The following is a 12,052-nucleotide window of genomic DNA, read 5'->3' on the forward strand; positions in this document are numbered from 1 at the left end:
TAAGGTAATTGAAATGACACAACACACCGTACGTATTGCCACTCGAAAAAGCGCGTTAGCGTTGTGGCAAGCCGAATATGTGAAAGCGAAACTTGAGCACTTTCATCCAGGTATTAATGTTGAACTAGTTCCCATGACCACAAAAGGTGACATTATTCTTGATACGCCGCTAGCAAAAGTTGGCGGTAAAGGTTTGTTTGTAAAAGAGCTTGAAGTGGCGATGTTAGAGAATCGTGCTGATATTGCGGTGCACTCAATGAAAGATGTACCGGTTGAATTCCCTGAAGGTTTAGGATTAGAAATAATTTGTCCGCGTGAAGATCCGCGTGATGCATTTGTTTCTAACACCATTAAAAGTCTTGCTGATTTACCACAAGGCGCTATTGTTGGTACCTCAAGTTTACGTCGTCAATGTCAAATTAAAGCACTGCGTCCAGACCTTGATATTCGCGATCTTAGAGGTAACGTTAATACCCGTCTTAAGAAGCTTGATAATGGTGAGTACGATGCGATTATTTTAGCGGCAGCAGGCCTAATTCGCTTAGAAATGCCTGAACGTATTCAAGAATATATTGAGCCAGAAGTTATGTTGCCGGCTAATGGCCAGGGCGCTGTCGGTATTGAATGTCGAAATGAAGATACGATAATAAAAACCTTACTTGCACCGCTAGCATGTGAAAATACGCGTGTTAGAGTGGTGGCTGAGCGAGCCATGAACCGTGCGCTTGAAGGGGGTTGTCAGGTGCCAATAGGTAGTTACGCTGTGCTTGAAGATCAACAGTTATATTTACGTGGCTTAGTCGGTGCTATTGATGGTAGCGAAATATTAACCAGCGAAGTACGTGGTAATATTGACCAGGCCGCCCAACTAGGCAACCAATTAGCTGAAAATCTCTTGGCTAAAGGCGCTGATAAAATTCTTCGTCAGGTATATGAACAATCATAAGCTTAATGTATTAATTACGCGTCCTGAAAAAGCAGGGCGCGAGCTACAAACTTGTCTAGAGCAATATGGCTATGGCAGTTATTGCCAGCCATTTTTCGATTATCAAGCCGCCGAAAACCTTGATCAATTACAGACACTGCAAAAACAGTTAGTATCACCTATTGTTATTTTTATTAGCGTAGCAGCCGTTGAATTTGCACAAAAATTAATGCCAATATCGTTATGGCCTGCAGAAATTGTTGTTGCAGTAGGCAGTGCTACTCAACAAGCGTTAAAAGCGTTAGGCATTAACGCACTGGTTCCCGAAAAGCACGACAGTGATGGGGTTTTAGCGCTATTACCTTTGAAAAATGTACAAAATAAAAATGTGCTGATTATACGTGGCGATGGCGGTAGAGAGCTAATAGCTGATGCTTTACGTCAGCGTGATGCAACTGTGCATTATTTTGAAAGTTATCGACGTGTTTGGCGAAATTACCCACAAAAGATCATCAAAACATGGCATCAGCAACAGATAAATTGTATCTTAATCACTAGTAACGCTTTGCTAGAATTCATAGTAAACTTAATTAAGGATTCAGACCCATACTGGCAACAACAATGTTTATGGGTCGTTGCGAGCCAAAGAATTGCTGAAAATGCCAAAACTATGGGTATTCAGCGTGTAGTAAATGCTAACGGCGCCAATACCATTGCCATTATACGAACGCTTGCTTGTCAGGTTAGCGAAAGCACGACAAGTGAAATAGCGCTTAAGTAAGCTATAAAAGTAAAGTATGTAGTAATAACCATGCAAGATAGGATCAGTTCATGAGCGATAAAAAACAACCTAAGCAAACTAAATCTGATGATAAATCTTCAGCTTCAAACAGTAATGTTGAGCAGCAAACAGGTTTATCTGCCTCGATTAAGGTTAGTTCAGCGAATGAAGTCGTACCTGAAAATCCTGCCATTATTGCACCTAATGAAAACCAGTCAGAAAAAGCACCCAGTGCAGCAAGCCAAAAGCCAACTGAGTCATCTTCGAAAAAACCTAATGAAAAGAGCGAAGCCCCATTGAAAAATAACGCGACTACCGCATCAAGTAAGCCAACAACGGCTAGCACTAAAAAGCCTATCGATAAAAATACCACGACTAAAACGCAGCAAAATAAAATGTCTAAAGTTGGTATTATCGCTTTAATAATTGCTTTGCTTGCAATTTTGGCCAGCGTTGGCCACTTTTATTGGAATGAGCAGCAAAAGGCGCAATACAGCCAACAACTCAATGATGTTTTAGAGCGCAAGCTTATTGAAAACCAACAGCAAGTAGCCCAACAGCTTGCAAATAACAGCCAAAATATTAGTCAGAAAGTTAGCCAACAGTTTTCTCAAAATAAATTAAGTAATACTAATGAAATTAATGCATTAGCTGATAAAGTTGCCCAAATAAATCGTATTGAAAATAGTAACCAGACTGCGCTTACTCAATTGAAGCAAAAACTGGCTAGCTTAGGACAAAATCAACCCAGTGATTGGCTCTTACAAGAAGCGGAATATCTAATTCGAGTTGCTTCAAGGAGTTTATGGTTAGAAAAAACGCCAAGTACAGCGGTTAGCCTGCTTAAAGATGCTGAATTGCGTATAAAAGAATTAAATGACCCACAATTTTTAGCATTGCGCCAAACTATTCAACAAGATGTTGCGCAATTACAGCTATTACCTACATTGGCGACCGATGATGTAATTTTAAAGTTGATGGTACTTGAACAACAAATTGCCACATTACCGATGGCGCTATTTGAAATTCCAGACTTAAACCCAGCTCAGAGCTCATTAGCGTTAACAGATAACGCAGCTGACTGGCGTGAAAACCTGGCGAAAACATGGCGTAAGTTTATCGATGAGTATTTCACCGTTACACGCAGAACAGGTAATGTTGAACCATTAATGTCGCCACAGTTTCAGCAAAATTTACGTGAAAACTTAAGTTTAAAAGTGCAAACGGCTATTTGGGCAGCGAGTAAATCTAAAAACGAGATCTATCTTCAAGCGCTTAATGCTACTGAGCGCTGGATTAATGAATATTTTGATCTAACAACAGATGAAAACCAACATTTTCTTCAGACAATAAATACGTTAAAAACAGCCACTATCAAAGTTGATTACCCAAATAAACTTGCCTCATTGCAGGCCATTCGACAAGTGTTGTCGGATAAAGAGTCGTCTTCAGTAGAGGTTTTTGATAGCAGTAAGAGCGTAGAAACACCGCCAGCTACACCAGAGCCAGCAACAAGCTCTGAACTGAACGAGGAATTATAATGAAACGACTTTTATTATTGCTGATTTTATTTCTTAGTGTCGTTGTTGTAACGCCTATGTTAATTGGAGAAAAAGGCTATATTCTGATTTCTATTGGCGATTCAGCCATTGAAACAACAGTCATTACCGCAATTATAACGCTGGCATTATGCTTTTTTACCTTGGCACTTATCATAAAATTTTTCCGCGGCGGAGTTAACTTTAGCTTTAAAGCTTGGAATAAAATTGCTTTTGCCAGTCGTCGAAAAGCGCTTAAAGACTTTAATAAAGGTATTGCTGCCTATGTGCTAGGTGATTACAAACAAGCTGAGCATTTGTTAGCTAAGTCTGCTGACGGCTCTACCTTTGAGCATATTGCTTACCTTGTTGCCGCTGATGCCGCTCAGAAACAAGCATTAAAGCCCAATACTGATCATTATTTAGGTTTATTAGAAAACACAACGACCAGTATTAAAGAAACGGGCTTAGAAGCGATAATAATTAAAGTTAAATTATTGATGGGACAAAAAAACTATCAACTAGCGCGCACGATTATAGATGAACACCACAAGCATATTGGACATGACGCACGATTACTCAAGCTGGAAATAGAATTAAGTTTAATTGAGCAGCGCTTTGATTATGCAATCAAGCAGTTTAACGCGGCTCAAAAAGAAAAATCTATTAGTATCGAGACGATAACCTTATGGCAACAACAAGCTTTTTATGGTGCATTTAATCAGCAAATAAAGCAGCACGACAGCTCGGCATTAGTTGAATATTGGCAACAGCTGCCGAAAAAAATCAAGCAAAATGAAGTTGTAATTATGACTTATTGCCAAGTGTTGGCAGAAAATCAAATCAATGAACCTTTGGCAAAGTTATTATTACCGATCATTAAAAAAGGCAACGCGTTAAGCTTATTAAAAGCACTAAGAACATTGCCTATTACTCATGACGATAGTTTGATGGCGGCAGCTCAAAAGCACTTGCACAACCAGCCTAATAATGCGCTTTGGTTATCTTTAGTTGCACACTTTGCCGCAGCTTCTAAACAGTGGTCATTAGCAGAAAAGGCCTTCAACAGCTTAGTAAACCTTGAAGAACAGCAATACGATAAAATCGATTTGCTGACTTTTTCACAAGTACTTGAGCATCAAGGGCTGTTAGATAAAGCCAACCAAGTACTGCGAAAAATACACCTTTAATTTAGCCATATAAAACTAAAGTCCTATTTAATAGCGGTTATATTCTTAAGAATTAAACCGCTATTAAATAGGACTCTTGTCCTTTATGTTTTTGCGTTCTTTGATAAGCGCCTTTACCTTTTTTTGCTGTTATAACTTGTTGCTTAAATAGCTTAGATGTAACTACAGCGGCTAAAAAGTTATCTTTAATTACCCCTCGGCCTAATTCACAACCCCCTTGATTTTTGAGTTGTTTTTTTACTTTATTCTTAGTCATATTATTTACCTTTTACTTACTATTAATTGAGTTGCTCAAACAAATTTCGATAAATTTGTTGCTTAGTAGCGAAAACGCGCTGAGTATATACTAAACAAAAAAATATGCACAAATATTAAATACACAAATTATTTAACTAACAGCAAGTGGCCATGACAACGACTATTACCACCAGAAAAATTAAAGCTATCGCTCGTCATCATGGTTTGTTTATTACCTTGCTGGGGCTTATTGCGTTAGTTATTGTGCTAGGTTTTTGTTTTAATTATTGGCACCAAGCTAGGTTTGTGCTGATGTTTATGGTGTTAACTTGCTTGGTAACTATTTTTATTGGCTTATTAAAACTTGCAGAACCTCAGCATAGCTTAATATTAGCACCTGAAACGTTAACGTTTTATCATCGACATGGACGCTGGAAGCTTAAATGGCAACACATTCGACATATTCATAGTGTCACTAATACCGTTGGCATTGAGCGACAAGAGCTGAATTACGTTGGGATTAAATTATACTCTGTAGATGCACTTGCGAGTAATATATCGTTACGATTAGCCAATCGAATGATTCACGAACAAAAGCCGCTTATTCACTATTGCATAAAGCAGCAACTTATTACCATGGAGCAAGGGGTATTAAATTTTGAGCCTTATCGGTTAACAACCGGTGAAGTGATAAAAGGGCCTTTGGCAGGTTTCTTACATCATTGTGAAATATTGCACCAAGCACTTGGCGCGCATTTGTTTATTTCAGCGAGTAGTTTAAATAGCTCAATTGATGATTTTGTGGTCTTATCGAACCATTATTTACAACATGCGAAACAAGATTATTACTCAGCACCTAAACAAACAAGCTAAATAAGCTATTTAGCTATTGAGTGAAAGTTTACTGTGCTTTTAATTGCGCTTGTTCAAATGGCATAAGTAAGGTTCTCATTGCTGGTCGAAGCGCGATAAGAACCGTTTCTTCAGTAAGTTCTGGGTGTAACACTTTTCGCAGTAATAACCCTGCCATCACAGAAAAAATAACGTTAATGCGACTTTCAATCTCTTCTTCCGGTTGGTTTTTTAACACACTTCTATCACTAATTAACAATTGCCTCATGCGAGTTCTGGCTTTTAAATCACACTCACGTAAGAGTGTAGCCACTTTGTAATTTCTATTAGCTTCGGCCATCATATCTAAATTTATGACACATGAGCCTGTATCCATATGTCGTGATACACCCATATTTAATCCATCTAAAAGTGCAGTGAGCACATCACTTGGATGATCTTCAAATTGTTGAAAGATAGAAAACATTTCTTCCATATCTTGCTCAATAATACTTTCAATAATCGCTTCTTTACTATCGAAGTAATTATAAATATGTCCAGCACTCATACCGGCAGTGCGTGATATTTCGGCCATTCCTGCACCGTGATAACCTTTACGATGAAAGCATTCAGCGGCTGCACTTAGTACTTGTTCGCGGCGTGCTTTAGCGAGTGCAGGATCTGCGTATTTTTTTGTTTTCATTTAAATTTCCTTTATCGAGCCTATTGGCCCGATAAAAACCATATTTAAGTGCTACTTAAAATAAATTTAAGTAGGTTATTAAGGTGCTTTAGTTTCAAGTGCCGCTTTATCATTGCTGTCATTAGTTGTAGCTGGGAATATTCGACGAACAATAACGAAAAATACGGGTACAAACACCACCACTAAAATTGACGATGCCAGTGTGCCACCAATAATTGAAATACCTAGGGCATTCTGGGCACCTGAACCGGCACTTGATGCAATAGCTAGTGGTAATACACCACAAATAAAGGCCATTGATGTCATTAAAATAGGACGCAAACGAAGTCTAACAGCGGCAATGGCTGCATCAACAAGTTCTAGGCCTTCTTCTTCCATTTGATGAATAGCAAATTCAACAATTAATATCGCATTTTTCGACGCTAAACCTATGGTAGTTAACAAGCCTACTTGTAAGTAAATATCGTTTGATAAGCCGCCACCAAAAGCTGCCATGATGGCACCAAATATACCCAAAGGTACAATCAACATAACGGCAAAGGGTACAGACCAACTTTCATATAGTGCGGCTAAACATAAGAATACAAACAGTAATGAAAGACCGTATAACAGTGGCGCTTGTCCACCGCTTGAGCGTTCTTGAAATGAAATGCCTGTCCACTCAGAAGCAAAACCTTGAGGCAGTTGATTAACCAATCGTTCCATTTCGTCCATGGCTTGACCCGTACTATAACCAGGCGCGGCACTACCTTGAATTTCCATTGAAGCAAATCCATTATATCTTTCTAAACGTGGAGAGCCATAAGACCAATAAGAGCTCGCAAATGCAGAGAAAGGCACCATATCACCAAGATTATTTCGCACATACCATTTATTAAGATCTTCGGGCACCATACGAGATTCTGCACTACCTTGAAGATATACTTTTTTAACACGGCCACGGTCGATAAAGTCGTTAACGTAACTACTACCCCAAGCGGTAGAAAGCGTACTATTAATGGTACTTTGTGATACACCAAGGGCTTGCGCTTTTGCAAGGTCTATATCAAGTTTCAGCTCAGGCATGTCTTCCTGCCCGTTAGGACGTACACCTGCTAAAATCTTACTTTGACCTGCCAAGCCCAATAATTGATTTCGAGCGCTTAAAAGTTCCTCGTGACCAAGACCAACACGGTCTTGTAAAAACATATTAAAGCCGTTTGCGGTACCTAATTCAACGATAGCAGGTGGTGGGAAGGCAAAAACAAATGCTTCTTTAATCGTTGAGAAAAATTGCATACCTTTGCCTGCAACCGCCCAAACTGACAGGTCGTCGCGTTGTCGCTCATCCCAATGCTTTAAACTAACAAAACCAATAGCTGAGTTTTGCCCTGAGCCCGCAAAGCTGAAACCAGTAACGGTAAAGATACCTTTTACAGCTTCTGACTGTTCATTTAAGTAATGATTTTCTACTTTTTTGACTACCTCTAGTGTCTCTTGGGTAGTTGAACCAGCAGGTAACATAACTTGGTTGAATAAGAGCCCCTGATCTTCATCGGGTAAAAAAGCGGTAGGTAAGCTTGAAAAAACATAGACCATGCCGCCAACAATCATGGCATAAATAATTAAATAACGTTTAGAGTGGTTGATCATTCTAGAAACAAAGCTTTGTGCGCCGGCATTAGTTTTATCAAATCCGCGGTTAAAGCCTGAAAAGAACTTACCTATTAAGGTTTTGTTGTTGTGCACATGGCTTGGTTTTAATAACGTTGCACATAATGCAGGCGTTAATATAAGAGCAACTAATACTGAAAGCCCCATGGCTGATACCAGCGTAATAGAGAACTGTCTATAAATAACACCCGTAGAACCACTAAAAAATGCCATTGGAATAAATACAGCAGATAGCACCATGGCGATACCCACTAAAGCACCTTTAATTTCATCCATGGATTTTCGAGTTGCTTCTAGCGCAGAGAGCTTTTCATCAGTCATTAAGCGCTCAACATTTTCTACAACAACAATCGCATCATCAACGAGCAAGCCTATGGCTAATACCATAGCAAACATTGTTAAGGTATTAATTGAATAACCAAAAGCGAATAAAATACCAACGGTACCCAGAAGTACAACCGGTACTGCTATTGTAGGAATAAGTGTCGCACGAAAGTTTTGTAAAAATAGGTACATAACTACAAATACTAAAACAACCGCTTCAATTAGGGTGTGAACAACTTTTTCGATAGACAAAGCCACAAAAGGTGTCGTGTCATAGGGTACAACAGATACTAAGCCCTCAGGAAAAAACGGCTGTAATTCGGCTAATGCTTTTTTAACACCAGCAGCGGTATCAAGCGCATTAGCACCACTGGCTAACTTAACCCCTAAGCCTGATGCAGGCTTACCATTGAAACGTGCTACTACACCGTAATTTTCACCACCAAGCTCGACCTTAGCAACATCTTCAAGACGTACTACAGAGCCATCGCTATTGGTTTTAACAAAGATATTTCTAAATTGTTCTGGCGTTTGTAAACGGCTTTGTGCGGTAACGGTGGCATTAAGTTGTTGACCTTCAACAGACGGCATTCCGCCCAATTGACCGGCAGAAACTTGGGCATTTTGTGCACTTATTGCCGCACTTATGTCGGCAGGGTTTAAATTAAAGTCTTGTAACTTGGCGGGATCTAGCCAAATACGCATCGCATATTGTGAACCAAAGAGCTGCACTTCACCAACGCCATTAACTCGTGAGACTATGTCTTGTATATTTGAAGAGACATAATCACCAATATCGATATTGCTCATGCTGCCATCTTGAGAGGCAAAACCAACCACTAATAAAAAGTTACGGGCAGATTTTGCTACCACTACGCCTTGACGTTGTACTTCTTCTGGCAGTAATGGTGTTGCTGTAGCTAATTTATTTTGCACTTGAACTTGGGCAATATCTGGGTCGGTATCAGCACTAAAAGTAAGCGTAAGCGTTGCTGAACCGCTAGATTCAGACGTTGACGACATATAAAGTAAACCATCAAGCCCTTTCATTTTCTGTTCAATAACTTGGGTTACCGAGTCTTCTAGTGTTTTTGCTGATGCTCCTGGGTAGTTAGCTGAAATACTAATAGCAGGTGGCGCAATTGAAGGATATTGTGCAACCGGTAAACCATTAATCGCTAAAACCCCTGCTAGCATGACAACTATAGCAAGTACCCAAGCAAATATAGGTCGGTCGATGAAAAATCGTGACATTGAATACTCCGTTATTGCGCTTTGTTAGTTGTAGAATGTAAAGTCGACTCTGCTTCTTCAGGAGCCACTGCACTGCCAGGTCGAATTTTCTGTAAGCCTTCAATAATTAACTTTTCGCCAGCTTTTATGCCATTGGTAACCAACCAATTTGAGCCAATGGTTCTATCAACTTGTAAAACACGGCTTTCTACTTTGTTATCTTTATTTACCACCATAGCTGTTGGCTCACCTTTAGAATTTCGGCTGACACCACGCTGCGGTACTAAAATAGCATCGCTGACAACACCTTCAACAATAGAGGCGCGAGCGTACATACCTGGAAGTAAAAAGTTTTCTGGGTTAGGAAATTGTGCACGTAAGGTTACTGAACCTGTGCTTGGGTCAACTGTTACTTCAGAGAACTGTAAAGTGCCTTTATGCGGGTAAACTGAACCATCTTCCATAGTTAATTCAACGTCTGTTTGGTTTGCAGCATCTACTGTTAAGGCACCTGTTGCCAATGCTTTCTTGAGTCTTGTAAGCTCATTGCTCGATTGTGTTAAATCAACATAAATAGGGTCAAGCTGGGTAACTGTTGCTAGCGCAGTGCTTTGATTTGCACTAACTAAAGCACCAACGGTGACACTTGATTTACTGATTTGGCCACTAATAGGCGACGAAACATGACTGTAGTCGAGGTTGATTTGCGCTGTTTGAAGTTGCGCTTTGGCGGTAAGCAAAGCAGCTAGTGCTTGTTTATATGCTGCATCTGCTTCATCAAAATCTAACTGGCTAACGGCTTGAATTTTTAATAATTCCTTGAAACGAGTCGCTTTAGATTTACTGCTTGCAATACTCGCTTGCGCACTTGCAACTGCTGCCTCACTTACGGCTAGTTGTGCTTTAAAAGTATCAGGATTAATTTGATAAAGTGACTCGCCTTTTTCTACGCGCTTGCCTTCGGTAAATAAGCGAGATTGAACAATACCACTGACTTGAGGACGAATTTCCGCGATTTGAAAGGCATTAATACGCCCAGGTAATTCTTTTTTTAGCGTAAGCGCTTGGCTTTTTAAAGTAATAACACCAACGGGAACGGCTTGAGGACCTGAAGCTTGTGGCTGTCCAGTCGCTTGTTCACAACCTGTTAAAGCAACCAGAGCAACAAGGGCTGAAAATAGAGATAAAGCGATACGAGAACGCAACATGTTAAATACCTTTAATTTTAAATATAGAATGTAGAATGAACGATCATTCTAAGCGAATTTTATGTAAGAAGAAATTTAATAAGTGCTTTTTTACAAAACATTACACTTATGAAACAAACATGACACTTTTCATGAAACATTTAGCTTTTTATCATTCATCAGAGCAATTGTGATAAGGCTTGTAGGTACATAATGGGTTAAGTCTAGCGATAAGAAATGTTAATTTTTATGGTTAAAAACAACCGATTTCTATGCGCTATTTTGAGCTGGTTTTGAAGCCTAGCGCATAAGAGATTGTTTATCATTTATAGGGGTAAGGATGACAAACCCTAGAGACAAAAAAACCAGCTTAATGCTGGTTTTTATTTTCTATCAAAGTGACAAATTATTGTGCGATTTTAACGCGAATTTTATTATTTGAAACTTTGGTTTCATGAAGGTTTTTTAAAGCGTCTTTAGCTTCTTTTTCATTTGGCATTTCAACAAAGCCAAAACCTTTTGATTTTGCGGTTGCTTGGTCCAAAACTAAAGTACATTCAGTTACGTTGCCGTGAGCAGAAAATAAAATACGGAGTTCTTGTTCAGTCGTTGAACGAGAAAGGTTGCGAACTAAAAGTTTCATAATTGACCATAGGTATGTGATTGCAGTGTCAATTATCTCATAGTTTTGCTCAAGACCAAGCTATTTTTGTATTTAGCAAAAATAAGGCGTTAGCTTGAGTTATAAAATCAATTGTTGAAGCGTTAAATCTTCATTTTTTTTACTCGTTTGTGCTAACAATAACTCAGCGGTAGCAATGGCATCATTTAAGGCATTATGGGCATAGTGATTTGGTAATTGGTACTTTGCGCGCAAAGCTGAAAGCCTTAACTCTGAAGGGTCATAAGCCACATCGCGTTTATCAAGCTTCTTTTTTGCAATAACTAAAGTATCAATTATTGGAAATACCGGCGCCATACCATATAGCTCGATACATGCTTGCTGTAAAAATTGCCGCTCAATACGAGCAAAATGCACTAGCATGACTTTGCCGGCTAGCATTTTAAGTAGCGCAGCAACCACTTCAGCTAAAGGTTTACCTTGATCTTTCTGGTCATCAGTAATTTGATGAATAGTGACATTATCTGCTTTTAAACTCCCTTGAGTTTGAATGATTTGATGATAGCTTGTGCCAATTTTAATTTGTCTTTGAATTAACTCAACACAACCAACACTGAGTAGCTTGTCTTGAATAGCATCTAAGCCCGTGGTTTCAAAATCTACTGCTAATATCGGTATTTGGTCAACGGGTGTGTAAAGCAAAGGAAAAGGCACGCTAAGAAAGTCATGTAATGGCCCCTTTGGGGCGCGCGCTAACATGCGTTTTCGTTGCGCTTCGTAGCCGATTAGCCAACGCATTAGTGGATGATGGTTTAACATAATAAGTAC

At 39.3% G+C, this 12,052-nt stretch carries 11 protein-coding genes; 5 read left to right on the forward strand and 6 right to left on the reverse strand.

Annotated features, from left to right (window positions below):
- Positions 1-13: 13 nt before the first annotated feature.
- The 4 genes from hemC to B6A32_RS00760 are packed head-to-tail and all read left to right on the forward strand — an operon-like array spanning position 14 to position 4,434.
- Positions 14-946, forward strand: coding sequence for a hydroxymethylbilane synthase (hemC, locus tag B6A32_RS00745; protein WP_085300855.1), 933 nt, complete (start codon positions 14-16; stop codon positions 944-946).
- Positions 933-1,706 (forward strand): uroporphyrinogen-III synthase, encoded by a 774-nt coding sequence (locus tag B6A32_RS00750; protein WP_085300856.1) that lies wholly within the window; start codon positions 933-935, stop codon positions 1,704-1,706. Before hemC ends, B6A32_RS00750 begins: the two co-directional genes overlap by 14 nt.
- A 50-nt stretch (positions 1,707-1,756) precedes the next feature.
- Positions 1,757-3,247, forward strand: a complete 1,491-nt coding sequence (locus B6A32_RS00755) for a uroporphyrinogen-III C-methyltransferase (RefSeq protein ID WP_085300857.1) — start codon at positions 1,757-1,759, stop codon at positions 3,245-3,247.
- Positions 3,247-4,434: a heme biosynthesis HemY N-terminal domain-containing protein gene (locus tag B6A32_RS00760; RefSeq protein ID WP_085300858.1), complete on the forward strand. Its 1,188-nt coding sequence runs from the start codon at positions 3,247-3,249 to the stop codon at positions 4,432-4,434. Before B6A32_RS00755 ends, B6A32_RS00760 begins: the two co-directional genes overlap by 1 nt.
- A 52-nt stretch (positions 4,435-4,486) precedes the next feature.
- Here the strand turns inward: B6A32_RS00760 and arfA are convergent, their stop codons facing one another.
- Positions 4,487-4,690 (reverse strand): alternative ribosome rescue factor ArfA, encoded by a 204-nt coding sequence (gene arfA, locus B6A32_RS00765; RefSeq protein ID WP_085300859.1) that lies wholly within the window; start codon positions 4,688-4,690, stop codon positions 4,487-4,489.
- 152 nt (positions 4,691-4,842) lie between these two features.
- On the opposite strand from arfA, the gene B6A32_RS00770 reads away from it, so the two are divergent.
- Positions 4,843-5,544 carry a DUF2982 domain-containing protein gene (locus B6A32_RS00770; RefSeq protein WP_085300860.1) on the forward strand — a complete coding sequence of 234 codons (702 nt, stop codon included), beginning with the start codon at positions 4,843-4,845 and terminating at the stop codon, positions 5,542-5,544.
- Between the two features lie 28 nt (positions 5,545-5,572).
- On the opposite strand, the gene B6A32_RS00775 is transcribed toward B6A32_RS00770, so the two are convergent.
- The 5 genes from B6A32_RS00775 to B6A32_RS00795 all read right to left on the reverse strand — a co-directional run bounded on the left by B6A32_RS00775 (position 5,573) and on the right by B6A32_RS00795 (position 12,043).
- Positions 5,573-6,205, reverse strand: coding sequence for a TetR/AcrR family transcriptional regulator (locus tag B6A32_RS00775; RefSeq protein ID WP_085300861.1), 633 nt, complete (start codon positions 6,203-6,205; stop codon positions 5,573-5,575).
- Between the two features lie 78 nt (positions 6,206-6,283).
- Positions 6,284-9,436, reverse strand: a complete 3,153-nt coding sequence (locus B6A32_RS00780; protein ID WP_085300862.1) for an efflux RND transporter permease subunit — start codon at positions 9,434-9,436, stop codon at positions 6,284-6,286.
- 11 nt (positions 9,437-9,447) lie between these two features.
- Positions 9,448-10,623: an efflux RND transporter periplasmic adaptor subunit gene (locus B6A32_RS00785; RefSeq protein WP_085300863.1), complete on the reverse strand. Its 1,176-nt coding sequence runs from the start codon at positions 10,621-10,623 to the stop codon at positions 9,448-9,450.
- Positions 10,624-11,008: 385 nt separating this feature from the next.
- Positions 11,009-11,245 carry an RNA recognition motif domain-containing protein gene (locus tag B6A32_RS00790; RefSeq protein WP_085300864.1) on the reverse strand — a complete coding sequence of 79 codons (237 nt, stop codon included), beginning with the start codon at positions 11,243-11,245 and terminating at the stop codon, positions 11,009-11,011.
- A gap of 99 nt (positions 11,246-11,344) precedes the next feature.
- Positions 11,345-12,043: an exonuclease domain-containing protein gene (locus B6A32_RS00795; protein WP_198946857.1), complete on the reverse strand. Its 699-nt coding sequence runs from the start codon at positions 12,041-12,043 to the stop codon at positions 11,345-11,347.
- Positions 12,044-12,052: the final 9 nt, after the last annotated feature.

Source organism: Colwellia polaris (assembly GCF_002104515.1).
Lineage (GTDB): Bacteria > Pseudomonadota > Gammaproteobacteria > Enterobacterales > Alteromonadaceae > Cognaticolwellia > Cognaticolwellia polaris.